This is a genomic window from Caulobacter sp. ErkDOM-C (genome assembly GCF_048541825.1).
Classification (GTDB): Bacteria; Pseudomonadota; Alphaproteobacteria; order Caulobacterales; family Caulobacteraceae; genus Caulobacter.
The window spans coordinates 3,450,837-3,466,318 of the sequence record NZ_CP183332.1 but is presented as its reverse complement, the minus strand read 5'-3'; the positions used below and the strand labels follow the sequence as shown (position 1 = coordinate 3,466,318).

18 protein-coding genes are annotated in these 15,482 nt (G+C 66.9%); 11 read left to right on the top strand and 7 right to left on the bottom strand.

The window, feature by feature from the left end:
* Positions 1-8: 8 nt before the first annotated feature.
* The gene (gene rpe, locus ACN2C8_RS16750; protein WP_419253169.1) at positions 9-671 is read right to left on the bottom strand and encodes a ribulose-phosphate 3-epimerase; all 663 of its coding nucleotides are present in this window, start codon (positions 669-671) and stop codon (positions 9-11) included.
* 61 nt (positions 672-732) lie between these two features.
* Positions 733-2,016 (bottom strand): RsmB/NOP family class I SAM-dependent RNA methyltransferase, encoded by a 1,284-nt coding sequence (locus ACN2C8_RS16745; protein ID WP_419253168.1) that lies wholly within the window; start codon positions 2,014-2,016, stop codon positions 733-735.
* A gap of 79 nt (positions 2,017-2,095) precedes the next feature.
* On the opposite strand from ACN2C8_RS16745, the gene ACN2C8_RS16740 reads away from it, so the two are divergent.
* Both ACN2C8_RS16740 and ggt read left to right on the top strand, forming a co-directional pair.
* The gene (locus ACN2C8_RS16740; protein ID WP_419253167.1) at positions 2,096-2,311 is read left to right on the top strand and encodes a DUF1674 domain-containing protein; all 216 of its coding nucleotides are present in this window, start codon (positions 2,096-2,098) and stop codon (positions 2,309-2,311) included.
* A gap of 79 nt (positions 2,312-2,390) precedes the next feature.
* Complete coding sequence (ggt, locus tag ACN2C8_RS16735) at positions 2,391-4,082, top strand: gamma-glutamyltransferase (protein ID WP_419253166.1); 1,692 nt, start codon at positions 2,391-2,393, stop codon at positions 4,080-4,082.
* A gap of 134 nt (positions 4,083-4,216) precedes the next feature.
* Here the strand turns inward: ggt and pyrF are convergent, their stop codons facing one another.
* Positions 4,217-4,918, bottom strand: a complete 702-nt coding sequence (gene pyrF / locus ACN2C8_RS16730) for an orotidine-5'-phosphate decarboxylase (RefSeq protein WP_419253165.1) — start codon at positions 4,916-4,918, stop codon at positions 4,217-4,219.
* An 88-nt stretch (positions 4,919-5,006) separates the two neighbouring features.
* On the opposite strand from pyrF, the gene ACN2C8_RS16725 reads away from it, so the two are divergent.
* Together ACN2C8_RS16725 and ACN2C8_RS16720 are read left to right on the top strand one after the other, a co-directional pair.
* A complete protein-coding gene (locus ACN2C8_RS16725) occupies positions 5,007-5,702 on the top strand; it encodes a MarC family protein (protein WP_419253164.1) in 696 nt (231 codons plus the stop codon).
* Between the two features lie 252 nt (positions 5,703-5,954).
* Positions 5,955-6,632 (top strand): NYN domain-containing protein, encoded by a 678-nt coding sequence (locus tag ACN2C8_RS16720; RefSeq protein WP_419255904.1) that lies wholly within the window; start codon positions 5,955-5,957, stop codon positions 6,630-6,632.
* Positions 6,633-6,659: 27 nt separating this feature from the next.
* Here ACN2C8_RS16720 and ACN2C8_RS16715 read toward each other — a convergent pair whose 3' ends face one another.
* The gene (locus ACN2C8_RS16715; protein WP_419253163.1) at positions 6,660-7,460 is read right to left on the bottom strand and encodes an SDR family NAD(P)-dependent oxidoreductase; all 801 of its coding nucleotides are present in this window, start codon (positions 7,458-7,460) and stop codon (positions 6,660-6,662) included.
* An 88-nt stretch (positions 7,461-7,548) separates the two neighbouring features.
* Entirely contained in the window at positions 7,549-7,971 is a 423-nt protein-coding gene (locus ACN2C8_RS16710; RefSeq protein ID WP_419253162.1) for an Rrf2 family transcriptional regulator, read from the bottom strand.
* 184 nt (positions 7,972-8,155) lie between these two features.
* Here ACN2C8_RS16710 and ACN2C8_RS16705 point away from each other — a divergent pair, with 184 nt between their 5' ends.
* The 3 genes from ACN2C8_RS16705 to ACN2C8_RS16695 all read left to right on the top strand — a co-directional run bounded on the left by ACN2C8_RS16705 (position 8,156) and on the right by ACN2C8_RS16695 (position 11,812).
* A complete protein-coding gene (locus tag ACN2C8_RS16705) occupies positions 8,156-10,132 on the top strand; it encodes a potassium transporter Kup (protein WP_419253161.1) in 1,977 nt (658 codons plus the stop codon).
* On the top strand, positions 10,132-10,494 hold the full coding sequence (locus ACN2C8_RS16700; RefSeq protein ID WP_419253160.1) for a hypothetical protein: 363 nt from the start codon (positions 10,132-10,134) through the stop codon (positions 10,492-10,494). The genes ACN2C8_RS16705 and ACN2C8_RS16700 overlap by 1 nt, the downstream gene beginning before the upstream one ends.
* Before the next feature lie 85 nt (positions 10,495-10,579).
* Positions 10,580-11,812, top strand: a complete 1,233-nt coding sequence (locus tag ACN2C8_RS16695; protein ID WP_419253159.1) for an argininosuccinate synthase — start codon at positions 10,580-10,582, stop codon at positions 11,810-11,812.
* Positions 11,813-11,943: 131 nt separating this feature from the next.
* Here ACN2C8_RS16695 and ACN2C8_RS16690 read toward each other — a convergent pair whose 3' ends face one another.
* Positions 11,944-12,144, bottom strand: coding sequence for a KTSC domain-containing protein (locus ACN2C8_RS16690; RefSeq protein ID WP_419253158.1), 201 nt, complete (start codon positions 12,142-12,144; stop codon positions 11,944-11,946).
* A 198-nt stretch (positions 12,145-12,342) separates the two neighbouring features.
* Between ACN2C8_RS16690 and ACN2C8_RS16685 the strand changes: the two genes are divergently transcribed.
* From ACN2C8_RS16685 to ACN2C8_RS16675, 3 genes are all read left to right on the top strand, one after another.
* Positions 12,343-12,747, top strand: coding sequence for an MAPEG family protein (locus tag ACN2C8_RS16685; protein WP_419253157.1), 405 nt, complete (start codon positions 12,343-12,345; stop codon positions 12,745-12,747).
* 42 nt (positions 12,748-12,789) lie between these two features.
* Positions 12,790-13,419, top strand: coding sequence for a LysE family translocator (locus tag ACN2C8_RS16680; RefSeq protein ID WP_419253156.1), 630 nt, complete (start codon positions 12,790-12,792; stop codon positions 13,417-13,419).
* 81 nt (positions 13,420-13,500) lie between these two features.
* Complete coding sequence (locus ACN2C8_RS16675; RefSeq protein WP_419253155.1) at positions 13,501-14,094, top strand: CC0125/CC1285 family lipoprotein; 594 nt, start codon at positions 13,501-13,503, stop codon at positions 14,092-14,094.
* Between the two features lie 139 nt (positions 14,095-14,233).
* Here ACN2C8_RS16675 and ACN2C8_RS16670 read toward each other — a convergent pair whose 3' ends face one another.
* Positions 14,234-15,016, bottom strand: coding sequence for an SDR family NAD(P)-dependent oxidoreductase (locus ACN2C8_RS16670; RefSeq protein ID WP_419253154.1), 783 nt, complete (start codon positions 15,014-15,016; stop codon positions 14,234-14,236).
* Positions 15,017-15,072: 56 nt separating this feature from the next.
* On the opposite strand from ACN2C8_RS16670, the gene ACN2C8_RS16665 reads away from it, so the two are divergent.
* The gene (locus ACN2C8_RS16665; RefSeq protein WP_419253153.1) at positions 15,073-15,477 is read left to right on the top strand and encodes a YkvA family protein; all 405 of its coding nucleotides are present in this window, start codon (positions 15,073-15,075) and stop codon (positions 15,475-15,477) included.
* The last annotated feature ends 5 nt before the right edge of the window (positions 15,478-15,482 follow it).

The window sequence follows — 15,482 nt, the reverse complement described above, 5'->3', positions numbered from 1 at the left end:
CAGGGCGATCAGCCGCCCTTCAGCGCGCGGATGTTGTCGGCATAGGCGCCGGGGCCGCCCTTGAACACCGCCGAGCCGGCGACCAGGGCCGTGGCTCCGGCGGAGACGCACTGCGGGGCGGTGGCCGGGGTGACGCCCCCGTCGACCTCGATGATGATGTCGAGGCCGGCCCTGTCGACCATCTTCCGCAGGGCTTCGACCTTGCGCAGCTGGCCGGGAATGAAGCTCTGGCCGCCAAAGCCCGGGTTCACCGACATGACCAGCAGCAGGTCGACGTCCTCGAGAATCCACTCGACGGGGTCGATGGGGGTCGAGGGGTTGAACACCACCCCGGCCTTGGCCCCCAGTTCGCGGATGCGTTTCAGGGAGCGGTGCAGGTGCGGTCCGGCCTCGGGGTGGATGCTGATGATATCCGCGCCAGCGGCGCGGAACGCCTCCAGGTACGGATCGGCCGGACTGATCATCAGGTGGACGTCGAACGGGATGCTGGCGTGCGGCCGGATCGCTTTGACGATGTCGGGGCCCAGGGTGATGTTGGGCACGAAATGGCCGTCCATCACGTCGACATGCACCCAGTCGGCGCCGGCCGCCTCGATGGCGGCGACCTCCGCGCCCAGCTTGGCGAAGTCGGAGGCGAGGATGGACGGGGCGATGAGCGGTGCGGCGGTCATGTCCTTGGCTTAACCGGGGTCGCGGCGTGGGACAAGCAAGCGCGTTGTCGCGCTTGCGCTCTTAGCCCTGCCGGACGAATCGCGCCGCGAAGAAGCCGTCCTGACCACCGTCCAGCTGATGCGGCAGCAGGCGCAGCGTGCCCCGTGCGGTGAGGCTGGCGGCCGGCGCGCCGGCTTCGCCCGAAGCGATGGGATCCAGGCGCATGTCGGGCCGGCGGGCGAGGAAGGCCTCGACCTGGGCCTCGCCCTCCTCGGGTTCCAGCGAGCAGACGCAATAGACCAGACGACCACCAGGCCTGGTCCTGTCGGCGGCGGCGTCGAGCAGGCGGGCCTGAACGCCGGCCAGGCTGGCTACGTCGCCGGGACGGGCGGCCCACAGCACGTCGGGATGGCGGCGGAAGGTGCCGGTGGCCGAGCAGGGGGCGTCCAGCAGCACCGCGTCGAAGGTGCGCGGATCATCCCACGCCCCGGCGTCGGCGACCACGACCTCGGCGGTCAGGGCCATGCGCCGGAAATTATCGGTCAGACGCTCCAGCCGGGCGGCCGAACGGTCGACGGCGGTGACGATCGCGCCGGCGGCGGCCAGCTGCAGGCTCTTGCCGCCGGGCGCGGCGCACAGGTCGACAGCGGTCTCGCCGGCCTTGATGTTCAAAAGGCGGGCGGGGATGGCGGCGGCGGCGTCCTGCACCCACCAGCCGCCGTCCTCGAAGCCCGGCCAGGCGGCGACATCGCCCTTTCGCGTCAGGCGCAAGGTTCCGCCGGGCAGCACCTGGCCCTCGAGGCGTTCAGCCCACGATTCGGCCAGGGCGGGATCCTTCAGCGACAGGTCGGTGGCCGGCTCGTTGGCGATTTCCGAAGCGACCAGACGCGCGGTCTCGGGACCCCAGGCGCTGGTCCAGCGCGAGATCAGCCACGGCGGCGCCAGGTGTTCCGGATCATCGGACGGCGGGCCATCGCGCAGCAGGCCGCGCAGCACGGCGTTGACCAGGCCCTTGAACGGCCGGCTGGTCTTGTTGATTCCGGCCATTTCAACGGTGGTGGCGACGGCGGCGAAGGCCGGCACCTCCAGATAGAAGGCCTGGACCACGCCCAGGCGCAGCAGGTTGCGCACGCGCGGCGGCGGCTCCCTCTGCAGCTTGGCCGACAGGGCGCGGTCGATGGGGCCCAGGCGGCGCAGGGCGGCCATGGCCAGGGCGCGGGCGAAGGCGCGCTCACGCGGCTCCAGGAAGCGGAAGCCGTGGGCGGACGCGGCTTCGTCGAGGCCGCCGCGACGCGACAGGGCCGCGTCGATGAGGGTAAGCGCGGCTTCCCGGGCGGGGAGGCCGTCATTGAGTTCTTGGTTCACCGCCCCGCCGTGCCTTGTGGCGCGGCCCAGCGCAAGGGCCTTGGATGATTTGGCGCAGGGGTCATGCTATGAAACCGCCATGTCCGAGATTGAAAACACCCCGATTCCAGAGGCCCTGGGGGCCGCGCCCGACAAGGACCTGCCCCCCGCCGCCCGCCGCGCCCTCGAAGAAGCCGCCGCCCGCCGCGCCGCCGCGCACGCGGTGGTCCTGGCCGACGAGCAGGGCGGCCGCGACGGCCCCGAGCCGACCCGCTTCGGCGACTGGGAGCGCAAGGGCGTGGCGGTGGATTTCTGACCACCCGGTCCGTGGCAAGGCTTCAAGCGCAGCCAGGATCGGCTAACGTGACCCCTTGATCCTGAAGGAGGCTGCCGCCTTGCGTCTGTTCGCCCGGTTCTGCGCGGTGCTCGCCGCCGCCTTCCTGCTCGCCGCGCCGCCGGCGCTCGCCAAACCCGCTCCCAAGCCGCAAGCCACCCTCACGGCCGGCGCGGTCGCGTCGCCCGACCGCTATGGCGCTCTAGCCGCCGAGGAGATCCTCAAAGCGGGCGGCAACGCCGTGGATGCGGCGGTGGCCACGGCCTTCGCCCTGGCGGTGACCTATCCCGAGGCCGGCAATCTGGGCGGCGGCGGGTTCATGACCCTGCTGGTCGACGGCAAGCCCTATTTCCTCGACTACCGCGAGACGGCTCCGGCCGCAGCGAAGGCCGACATGTTTCTGGGCCCCGACGGCGAGCCGGTGGCCGAGCTCAGCCAATACGGCAATCTGGCCGTCGGCACGCCGGGCACGGTGCGCGGCATGGCCATGGCTCACAAGCGGTTCGGCAAGCTGCCCTGGGCCAGGGTACTGGCGCCGTCGATCCGCTACGCCCGCGATGGCTTTCTGGTCACGCCGCAGCTGATCGGCGTTCTGGACGGCAGCCGCGCGCCGTTCGTCGCCACCAATTTCGAGGCACATTTCGGCGGGCTGAAGGCCGGAGAGATGTTCCGCCAGCCGGCCCTGGCCGACACCTTGGAGCGCATCGCCAAGGGTGGCGACAAGGGCTTCTATGAAGGCCAGACCGCCGACCTGATCGTGGCCCAGATGGGGCGCGGCCCGGTAAAAGGTCTGATCACCCAGGCCGATCTGGCTGCCTACAAGGCGGTGTGGCGCGAGCCCTTGCGGGCGAAATGGCGCGGCTATGAGGTGATCACCGCCCCGCCGCCCAGCTCGGGCGGCATCGCCCTGATGCAGCTGCTGCTGATGAAACAGGACGCGGCCAAGCTGTTTGCGGACGCGCCGCTCAACAGCCCGCAATACATCCATCTGGTCGCGGAGATCGAAAAACGGGTCTTCGCCGACCGGGCCGAATATCTGGGCGATCCGGACTTCGTGAAGGTCCCGGTCGCGGCCCTGATCGACCCGGCCTATGTGGCCCGCCGCGCCGCGCAGATCGATCCGGACAGGCCCTCACCGACCCCGGCGGTGGTTCCGGGGCTGGAGAAGCCGCAGACGACCCACTTTTCGATCGTCGACCGCTGGGGCAACGCCGTTTCCAACACCTATACGCTGAACGGCTGGTTCGGCTCGGGCGTGGTGGTCGAGGGGGCGGGCTTCCTGCTCAATGACGAGATGGACGACTTCTCGGCCAAGCCGGGCGCGCCCAACATGTTCGGCGTGGTGGGCGGCGCGGCCAACGCCATCGCCCCGGGCAAGCGGCCGCTGTCGTCGATGACGCCGACCATCCTCACGAAAGACGGCAAGGTGGCGATGGTGATCGGCACGCCGGGCGGCTCGCGGATCTTCACTTCGGTGTTCCAGGTACTGGCCGATGTCTATGATCAAGGCCTGTCGCTGGCGGACGCCCAGAAGGCCCAGCGGTTCCACCACCAGCTGCTGCCCGACAACACGATCTTCTTCGAGCCCTACGCCCCGCCGTCGGATGCGCTCAAGGCCGCGCTGACGGCGCGGGGTTATGGGATCGAGATGCAGGACTACAACGGCGACATCGAGGCGATTCAGGTGGTGGACGGGACGCCGGTTCCGGTCGCCGATCCCCGGGCGCGAGGCGTGGCGCTGGTGGTGAAGTAGGCTCCCTTCCCCCTTGATGGGGGAAGGGTTGGGGATGGGGGTGACTGCTGAGCTGGCTGCAGAGCGCCGCGCTCGAGATCATCCGCCGCATCACCCCCACCCCTGCCCCTCCCCATCAAGGGGGAGGGGTGGAGCTAAACCGCCGCCATCTCGGCGATCACCTTCAGCGCCGCCTCGCGCGGATCGGCCGCCGCCGTGATCGGGCGGCCGCAGACCAGGTGGCTGGCCCCGGCGCGCAGGGCGTCGGCTGGAGTGGCGGCCCGGGCCTGGTCGTTTTTCGCCGACCAGTCAGGACGCACGCCGGGGGTCACCACCAGGAAGTCGGGCCATCCGGCTTCATTGGCGATCTCGCGGGCGAGAGCCGCCTCGTGCGGGCTGGAGACCACGCCGTCGACGCCGCAGTCGATGGCCTGGCGGATGCGGCGCTCGACCAGATCCCGCGCCCCAAACGCGTAGCCCATCTCGTTGAGGTCGGCGTCGGTCAGGCTGGTCAGCACCGTCACCGCCAGGATCTTCAGGTCGGACGAACCCCGCGCCAGTACGGCCGAGCGCATCACCTGCGGTTCGGCGTGGACGGTCAGCAAATCACAGCCGGCCTGGGCCAGGACCCGGGCCGAGCGTTCGACGGTGGCGCCGATATCGTGCAGTTTCCAGTCGAGGAAGACCGACTTGCCGTCTTTCTTGAGGTCGGCGGCCAGGCCCATGCCGCCGGTCGCCAGCAGCTCCAAGCCGATCTTGTAGAAGCTGACGCTGTCGCCCAGTCGCGCGACCATGGCGCGGGCCTCGTCGACGGTGGGCAGGTCCAGCGGGATGATCAGGCGCGGGTCGGCGGTCATGGTCTTGCCCCAAGGGGTTGGCGCGCGTGCCCGACCGCCCTAGGAACGAGGGCGAAGCTTCTGGCGCATTGAAAGGTAAGGACGTCGAATGACCGAGGCCACACTTGCCGTCAACTTCTTCGTCGCCCTGTTCGCCCTGATCGACCCGATCGGCAATGTGCCGCTGTTCGCCGCCGCCACCTTGGGCGCGGCCGCCGCCGGCCGGCGGATGGTGGCCGTCTATATCGGCCTGTTCATGGTGGCCTTCCTGGTCTTCTTCTATTTCACCGGGGTGGGCCTGCTGGCCTTCTTCGGCATCTCCATGCCGGCCTTCCGGATCGCGGGGGGGATCATCCTGTTCATCCTGGGGCTGGACATGGTGCGCGACGACTTCACCACCATGTTCGCCGACGCGGCCGAGGGCATCGAGGGCCAGTCGCCGCGGGTCTATGCTCGCAAGAGCTTCGAGCGTCTGGTCGTGCCGTTCGCCATGCCGCTGCTGATCGGGCCGGGCTCGATCTCGACGGTGATCATCTATGCGGCCGAGGCCAAGGAATTTGGCGCTGCGGGCATGGCCCTGGGGGTCGGGGTGATCGCGGCCGTCTCCGTGGTGACGGTCCTGACCTTCTGGGCCTCGCCCCTGATCAGCAGGATGCTGGGCCGGATCGGCATGAGCATCGTGGTGCGGGTGTTGGGCCTGATCCTTTGCGCCCTGGCGGTGCAGTTCGTGATGATCGGGGTCGGCGACGCCACGCGCGGCCTGGTGCGGCAGGATGCGAAGGCGCCTTACGCGGAGAGCCGGTAGGCTCCCGATCGGGTGGCATATTGGCTCAGAGCCTATTCGTGATATTTATTTCGCGCCGCCTAGGCTCGCGCAAGCGATCAAACGAATAGAGCGTTTGCTCGTGCCATGTTTTGCGCCGAAAGTCAATAGCTGGGCCGGTTGACGGCTCGCATATTTCGACCCACATACGCTTCATTACTCCTCCGGCGGCTTCGGCCTCCGGACGCGCGGCGGGCCTTTCGGGGTCCGCCGTAGCATTTTGGGGCGGGGCTCATACGAACTAACGTCTATATCGACGGGTTCAACCTGTACTACGGCAGCCTAAAGGGGCGGCCGCACAAGTGGTTGAACATAGATGCCCTTTTTACCGCCCTATTGCCGCAGAACGACATTCAGAAAATTCGTTACTTCACCGCGATGGTGGAGGCTCGGGCAAATGATCCAGATCTACCCACAAGGCAGGCTACATATCTTCGGGCCCTTGCAAGTACGCCGAAGGTAGAAATTCACTTTGGCTCTTTCATGAGTAACTGTGTGCGGGCTCCGATCGTAGAGCAAGATGCTCTAGGCAAGCCGTTGAGAGTCAACGGGAAAGCCGCAGTCGCCCTGAAGCCTAATGGCACTGCCAAAATGGAGTGGGTTCAAAAAACGGAAGAGAAGGGTTCTGACGTGAACCTTGCTTCCTATCTGCTTCGCGACGCATTTCTTAAAGAGTGCGAATGCGCCGTTGTAGTATCGAATGATAGTGACCTTCTAACGCCGATTAAAATCGCGAGGGAAGAATGTGGGCTTAAAATTGGCCTCATTCTCCCCCGAGCCAACGGAAGTCTTGAGCTAAAGCGGCTGGCGCATTTCCAAAAGCCTCTTCGCGATCACTTTCTGGCTGCTGCACAATTTCCCGATAAGTTTGCCGATGCGATTGGAACGGTCACCAAACCGGTGGCGTGGTGAATTGATTCAAGGCACCGCGTTTGGAGCCTAGACCTTCCTGAACCGCCCGCCCTGATTGGCCATCAACGCCAGAGCCCAGTCATCGGGCAGGATCTTGGCGATGGCCGCGATGGTCTTGTTGGGCGCGCCGGGCACGCAGACCGGGCGGTTGGCCTCGACGGCTTCGTAGCCCGAGGCGGCCACTTCGTCGGCGCCCAGCCACAGCCACTCGGGCAGGGACTGGCTGACCTGGGCGCGGGTGCCGTTGACGTCGTGGAATTCCGAATAGGTGAAGCCCGGGCACAGGGCGCTGACATGGACGCCGGTGGACAGGTTCTCCAGGTGCAGGCTCTGGGAGAACTTGACCAGGAAGCCCTTGGTCGCCGCATACAGGGTGTGGCCGGCCGAGCCCGGCACAAGCCCGGCCAGAGAGGCGACATTGACGATGCGGCCGAACCGTCGCTCGACCATGCCCGGCAGCACCTTGTGGGTCAGCGCGCAGACCGAGGTCAGCATCACCTGCAGGAACTTGCCCTGGTCGGCCCAGCTGGTGGTCGCGTAGGTTCCGGGCAGGCCATAGCCGGCATTGTTGACCAGCACATCGACGACGCGGCCTTGGGCCTCGACCCCGGCCAGCACGGCGTCGACTCCGGCCGGGTCGGCCAGGTCGGCGGGGATGGCATAGGCCTCGACGCCGAAGCGCAGGCGGATCTCGGCGGCCAGGGCTTCCAGACGGTCGGCGCGGCGCGCGGTCACGGCCACGTCATAGCCATGGCTGGCCAGGATGCGGGCGAAGGCGGCCCCGATGCCGGCGGAGGCGCCGGTGATCAGAGCAAGGCGGCGGGCCATGAAGCGGTATCCAATGCGAAAGCGAAACGACGCTGGAGACCAGCACGGCCGGCGATTTGGTTCAAGAGAACCGAGGTGTCGGAAGGCTTTAGTGCGCCGCCGCCAGCAGGTCTGCGACAGTGATCTGGCCCAGGCGGTCGTGGGCGGCGGTGTCGGCGGCGGTGATCGCAGCGCGGACGGCGTCGGGGATCTTTTCGCCGACCGGGCAGCCCTTGACGCCCGGAGGGGCGACGCCGAGGTGGGCGCAGCCATTGACGGCCCGCAGCACCAGGTCGAGCGTGATCTCCTCGGGGGGGCGCAGCAGCCAGGCCCCGCCATTGGCGCCGGCCCGGGCCCCGATCAGGCCGGCCTTGCCCAGCATGGCGGTCACCCGCCGCACGACGACGGGATTGGTCGGCACCGAGGCGGCCAGCTCGACGCTCGCGACCGCACGATCAGGCGAAAACGCCTGTTTGTGCGCCAGATAGGCGAGGGCGTGAGCCGCCACGGGAAACTTTTGGCTGTCGGACATCTCTGCAGAAACCTAAGGACGATATGCGCGCGTTCAATCAAAAACTCGCCGCCGACCGATTTGCCTGCTAGCGCCAACACCGCGTGACGATTGAACCCGGCTCAGATTGGGTGTATCGCGCCGCGCTTGATCGATATGGGCCCGCCGCTCGCATTTTGCGAGAGGGGACGTCCGGAGACATTGAATGGCTTCCGAAGCCTCCAGCGACCCGACCCCGGATTGCGCGCCCGCCTCTCCCGACATTCCGCAGCAGAACGGGCCCGTTTCGAAGGGGCACGGCTTCTTCGCGCTCGCCCTGGGCTCGGTCGGCATCGTGTTCGGCGATATCGGCACCAGCCCGCTCTACGCTTTCAAGGAGGCGCTGCACGCGGCGGCGCACGACGGGGTCACCCGGTCTGAGATCTATGGCGTGGTGTCGCTGGCCCTGTGGGCGCTGATCCTGGTGGTGACGATCAAGTATGTCATCTTCATCATGAAGGCCGACAACAAGGGCGAAGGCGGCGTCCTGTCGCTGATGGCCCTGGCTCAGCATGCCATGGGCAGGCGCACCATGCTGGTGTTCGCCCTGGGCGTAGCCGGCGCGGCCCTGTTCTATGGCGACGCCCTGATCACGCCGGCCATGTCGGTGCTGTCGGCGGTCGAGGGCCTCAGAACCATTCCAGCCCTGGCGTCCGGCGTCACCAACCAGGTGGTGTTGCTGATCGCCACGGTGATGCTGCTGGGCCTGTTCTTTATTCAGAGCCGCGGCACCGCCTCGGTGGGCAAGCTGTTTGGCCCGGTCTGCGCCCTGTGGTTTGGCGTGATGTTCCTGCTGGGCGCGGTCAATCTGGCCCAGAACCCTGGCATCCTGATGGCGATCAGCCCGCACTATGCCGTCGGCTTCCTGGCCGAGCACGGCCTGACCGGCTTCATCGTGCTGGGCGCGGTGTTCCTGACCGTCACCGGCGTCGAGGCCCTGACCGCCGACATGGGCCATTTCGGCCGCTGGCCGATCCAGGCGGCCTGGCTGTTCTTCGTCTTGCCGTGCCTGACCATGAACTATCTGGGTCAGGGCGCCTTCGCCCTCACCACCCTGAACGCCGCAGAGGCCGCAGGGCAGCCGATGCCGGAGCTGAACTGGTTCTTCGAAATGGCTCCGGCCGTGTTCCGCCTGCCGCTGGTGCTGCTGGCCGGCGCGGCCACCGTCATCGCCAGCCAGGCCGTGATCACCGGCGCCTTCTCCCTGACCCAGCAGGCCATCCAGCTGGGCCTGCTGCCGCGTCTGGACGTGCGCCGCACCTCGGAAACCCAGTCGGGCCAGATCTTCGTGCCGCAACTGAACACCATGCTGCTGTTTGGCGTGCTGGCGATCATGTTCACCTTCCAGACCTCGTCGGCCTTGGCCCACGCCTATGGCCTGGCCGTGACCGGCACGATGATCGTGACCACCTGCATGGCCTTCATCGTCATGCGCCGCCTGTGGAACTGGAGCCTGCCGCAGGCCCTGTGCTTCCTGGTGCCCTTCCTGACCCTCGACGTCGTGTTCCTGACCGCCAACGCCCTGCGCTTCTTCTCGGGCGGCTGGCTGCCGGTGCTGATCGGGGCCGTGCTGTTCCTGATCATGGCCACCTGGGTGCGCGGCTCGCAGATCCTGACCGCCAAGACCCGCCGCGACAGCGTGCCCCTGGTCGACCTGATGGAGATCCTGCGGGCCCGCGCGCCGCACCGCGCCCCCGGCACGGCGATCTTCCTGACCTCCGACCCGGACATGACGCCCGTCGCCCTGATGCATAACCTCAAGCACAACAAGGTGCTGCACGAGCGCAACGTCATCCTCACCGTTCGCACCGGCGACACGCCGCGCATCGCTGACGACGACCGGGTCAAGATCGAAAAGGTCAATGACGACTTCAAGAAGGTCGTCATCACCTATGGCTTCATGGAAAGCCCCAACCTGCCCAAGGCCCTGGCCGTGTGCCGCAAGCAGGGTCTGAAGTTCGACATCATGGCCACCAGCTTCTTCCTGGGCCGCCGCTCGATCGTGCCGTCGGCCAACAGTGGCATGCCGCTGTGGCAGGACCGGCTGTACATCTTCCTGATGCGCAACGCCGCCAACCCGACCGACTTCTTCAAGATCCCACCCGGTCGCGTGGTCGAGCTGGGCGCGCAGGTGACGGTCTGATGAGTACGGCGCTGCGCGTCATCGGTGATGGCCTGTCGATCGCCGCCCTGGCCATTATCGCTTCGACCGCCCTGCAGGCCTGGAAGCGCATCCCCAAGGATGTGACCATTCCCATGCACTGGGGCCGCGACGGCCAGCCCACCTGGCGGACGTCCCGGGTCGTGGGACTCCTGTGGATTCCGACGGCGGCCATGGCGGTCATCTTCGCCTTCACCCTGTCGGGGGCGACCTTCCGCGCCCAGGGACTGGAAGCGGTGATGCTGCTTTGCGTGCGCGCCTCTCTGGCCGCGATTCTGGCGATGGCCCAGCTGGCGCACCTGCGCGCCGTCATCCGAACGCTGCAGGGCGAGGATCGGCTTTAGGGCCTGGCCCCATTAGGACTTGACCCGTCGCCCCCGGCGCCCTTGAACGCGCCCGACTTTGTGTTTCTCCGGAAGGACCCCGCTCATGGCTGACAAGTCCGTCAAGAAGGTCGTGCTCGCCTATTCGGGCGGCCTCGACACCTCGATCATTCTGAAGTGGCTGCAGACCGAATATGGCGCGGAGGTCATTACCTTCACCGCCGACCTCGGCCAGGGCGAGGAAATCGAGCCGGCGCGGGCCAAGGCCCTGGCCGCCGGCGTCAAGCCCGAGAACATCTTCATCGAGGACGTGCGCGAAGAGTTCGTGCGCGACTACGTCTTCCCGATGTTCCGCGCCAACACCGTCTATGAAGGCCAGTACCTGCTGGGCACCTCGATCGCGCGTCCGCTGATCGCCAAGAAGCAGATCGAGATCGCCCGCAAGATGGGCGCCGACGCCGTCAGCCACGGCGCGACCGGCAAGGGCAATGACCAGGTGCGCTTCGAGCTGGCCTATTACGGCCTCGAACCCGACATCACCGTGATCGCCCCCTGGCGCGAATGGGACTTCAAGTCGCGCGAGGCCCTGCTGGAGTTCGCCGAGCAGCACCAGATCCAGATCACCAAGGACAAGCGCGGCGAAGCGCCGTTCAGCGTCGACGCCAACCTGCTGCACTCCTCGTCCGAGGGTAAGGTGCTGGAAGATCCGGCCGTCGAGGCCCCGGAGTTCGTCCACATGCGCACGATCGCGCCGGAAGATGCGCCCGACAAGCCGCACGTCTTCACGATGGACTTCGAGAAGGGCGACCCCGTCGCCATCGACGGCGTGGCCCTCTCCCCTGCCGCCCTGCTGACCAAGCTGAACGAGCTGGGCCGCGACAATGGCGTGGGTCGTCTGGACCTGGTGGAAAACCGCTTCGTCGGCATGAAGTCGCGCGGCGTCTACGAGACCCCCGGCGGCACCATCCTGCTGGCCGCCCACCGCGGCATCGAGTCGATCACGCTGGATCGCGGGGCCATGCACCTGAAGGATGAGCTGATGCCGAAGTACGCCGAGCTGGTGTACAACGGCTTCTGGTTCACGCCGGAGCGCGAGATGCTGCAGGCGGCCATCGACTACAGCCAGGCCAAGGTGTCGGGCCAGGTTCGGATCAAGCTCTACAAGGGCAATGTCTCGATCATCGGCCGCACCAGCCCCTACAGCCTGTACGACCAGGACCTGGTGACGTTCGAGGAAGGCAAGGTCGCCTACGACCACCGCGACGCCGGCGGCTTCATCAAGCTCAACGCCCTGCGTCTGCGGGTGCTGGCCAAGCGCGACAAGCGCACGAAGGACTAGGTACACGCCCAGGCTCCTCCCCCTCTGGGGGAGGTGGCCCGGAGGGTCGGAGGGGGTCAGCGCGGCTTATGCCGGATTAGCCCCCTCAGTCGCTCTGCGACAGCTCCCCCTGAGGGGGAGCATCTCCAGCCTCAAATCCGGTTGTACGGGTACCGATCCCGGATGATCCGCTGAAAGAACCGGCCCTTTGAGGCCGAGCGGACGAAGGCCACGCTGACCCGTTCGGGCACGCCGACATAGACGTATTCATCGCCGTCATGGAACGTGACGAACAGCTTGCCATGTTCGGGGCTGTAGTCGATCTCGGCAATGGCCGTGGACTTGACTGGCATGGCTCGAAGCCTCCGCGAAAAGGACCGGGGTCGGACTTAAAGCGATGAAAAGCCCGATCGGGTTCCCGGCCTTGTTCAGACAGGCTCTCACCACGGTTAGGCTGGTCTCGCCGGCCGATTGGTGATGATTTAGCCCCTTGTCGGTGAACCGCCTTTGCGTTGGCGCAAAAGAGCGGGCCGAAAGGGGAGAAACACAACATGCAGCCACATTCCTGGGTCGCCGTCGTCACGCTGGTCGCTCTGCTGGTCTATGTCTGGATGGGCGTTCGCGTCGGCGGCGCCCGCAAGAAGAGCGGCATCCACGCTCCCACCATGACCGGCGATCCCGAACTGGAGCGTCACATCCGCGTCCAGGCCAATACGCTGGAGTGGCTGCCGATCTTCCTGCCCTCGCTGTGGCTGTTCGCGATCTACTGGAACGACATGGTCGCCGCGATCCTGGGCGTGATCTGGATCGTGGGTCGGGTGATCTACGCCCTGGGCTATGCCGCCTCGCCCGACAAGCGCGAGCTGGGCTTCATGATCCAGATGGCGGCGGCGGCGATCCTGCTGTTTGGCGCCCTGGGACGGGCGATCTGGATGCTGGCGACGCTGGGCGCTTAAACACGGCTTTTCGACGGGCGGGGCCTCACCTATAGCGTGGCCATGGCCCTTCCCGTCGATCCCGCCCGCTATGGCGCCTTTCTGGCCGCCATGTTCGTCATGGCCATTACGCCGGGACCCGCCAACCTGTTCGCCATCGCCACCGGCATGGAAAAAGGCAAGGGCGCGGCCTTGCTGGGCGTGGCGGGCATGAACTGCGCCACCCTGATCTGGTTCATCGGCTCGGCGCTGGGTCTGGGCGCCCTGATCATCGCCTTTCCCAAGGCCTTCCACATCCTGGCCCTGGCCGGCGCGGCCTATCTGGTCTGGCTGGGCCTCAAGTCCCTGTGGGCCGGCTGGAAGAACGCCGAGAGCCACGCTGTCGCCACGGTCAGGAGCGGCAAGTCGGCCTTTGTCGACGGCTTCACCGTGCAGATCGCCAATCCCAAGGCCCTGCTGTTCTTCACCGCCGTGCTGCCGCCGTTCATCGATGTGAACCGGCCGCTGGTCCCGCAGCTGCTGATGTTCGCCTGCGCCACCATCGGCATGGATCTGATCAGCATGAGCGCCTACGGCCTGGGCGGCGCGGCCCTGTCGACCCGGATGAACGAGCCGGCCTTTCGCCGGGTCTTTGCTTTCACGGTCGGCGCGCTGCTGATCGGCGCGGCGATCCTGATCGTTTCGCGGGGCTGACATCAAACGCCTTGGCGAAACCACAAAGCGTCGCCAGAGTTAGGGTCTAGACCCGCGAAGTCGGGTTATGGAGTGCTGTCCATGTCTCTGAAGAAAGTCGCCCTCGTGGCGGCCTTGGTCGTCGCCGCCGGACTTTCGGCCTGCGCGACCGCTACGCCCTACCAGCCCAAGGCGACCTCCGGGGCGGCTACCGGCGGGTTCTCCGAACTGCGTCTCGAGGCCGACCGCTATCGCGTCAGCTTCGCGGGCAACAGCCTGACCTCGCGCGAGACCGTCGAGCGCTACCTGCTGTACCGCGCCGCCGAGCTGACCGTGCAGCAGGGCGCTGACTGGTTCGAAACCGCCGACCGCCGCACCGACCGCACGGCGCGCACCGTGATCGAGTCCGACCCCTTCGCCCGCCCAGGCTTTGGCTATGGCTATCCTTATGGCTACTGGCGCCCGTCGTGGCGCTATTTTGGCCCCAGCTATGGCTGGCGCAGCTGGGACCCCTTCTGGGGTGACCCCTTCTTCGCCGATCGCGGTCAGGTGCGGACGATCGAGAGGTTCGAGGCCGGCGCCGAGATCGTCATGCACAAGGGCCAGAAGCCGCAGGGCGATCCGCGCGCCTATGACGCTCGCGAGATCATGACCAACCTGGCGTCCAGCATCGTCCTGCCGGCGGTGAAGAAGTAGGGAAGCAAGTCCTCCCCCTGATGGGGGAGGCGGTCGCGAAGCGACCGGAGGGGGAAGCGATGCTGAACTTCAGCTGATCCTTCCCTCTCCGTCGCCTGCGGCGAAACCTCTCCCTTCGGGGAGAGGACTTAGGCCTCGCTTAGCGCGGCGCCATGCGGATGCCGCCGTCCAGGCGCACGTCTTCGCCGTTGAAATAGTCGTTGGTGATCATCGTCAGGGCCAGGTGAGCATATTCCTCGGGGTTGCCCAGGCGCTTGGGGAACGGCACCGAGGCGGCCAGACCGGCCTTCACGGCTTCCGGCGCATTGTTCATCAGAGGGGTATTGAAGATGCCCGGCAGGATGCAGTTGACGCGGATGCCTTCGCTCATCAGGTCGCGGGCGATCGGCAGGGTCATGCCCACAACGCCGCCCTTGGACGCCGAATAGGCCGCCTGGCCCATCTGGCCGTCTTCGGCGGCGACCGAGGCGGTGTTGACGATGGCGCCGCGCAAGCCGTCTTCCAGCGGCTCCAGGTCCAGCATGCCCTTGGCCGATTTGGCGATGCAGCGGAACGTGCCGACCAGGTTGATCTGGATGATGCGGTCGAAGGCGTCGAGCGGGAAGTGCTTGGTCTCGCCGGTGGCCTTGTCGCGGCCGGCGGTCTTGGCGGCGTTGCCGGTGCCGGCGCAATTGACCAGGATGCGCTCTTGGCCGTGAGCGGCGCGGGCCTTTTCGAAGCCGGCGTCGACATCGGCGTCGGACGTCACGTTGACCTTGCAGAACACGCCGCCGATGTCCTTGGCGACGGCTTCGCCGGTGACTTCGTTGAAGTCGAAGATGGCGACCTTGACGCCGTGGGCGGCCAGGGCGCGGGCGGTGGCTTCGCCGAGGCCCGAGGCGCCCCCGGTGACGACGGCGGCGACGGTGTTGTCGAGTTTCATGGACGTTTCCCCAAGCTTTGCGTTTAAGGTTGCTGCTTGGAGAGGGTTTTAGACCGATGAGCGCCGACGCCAAACCGTCCCCCGACGTAAAGCGGATTCTCGACCCGTCCAAGGCGCTGGTTCCGGCCACCGTGCGGGTCAATGAGGAGCGGGTGGCGCGAGGCTTCCTGCCCAAGATCCGCAAGGTCGCGGCGAAGATTCCGTTCGCCGCCGACGCTCTGTCCGTGTGGTGGTGCGCCCGCGATCCGGCCACCCCGATGGCCGCCAAGGGCATGATGATGGCGGCCCTGGCCTATTTCGTCCTGCCCACTGACGTGATCCCCGACATTCTGCCGGCCCTGGGCATGACCGACGACGCGGCCGTGATCGCCGCCGTCATCGCGATCGTTGGCCGGAACCTCAAGGCCAGTCACAGGGAGGCCGCCAAGGCGTTCCTGGCCAGGCTGGCGAAGGACGACTGAGGGCG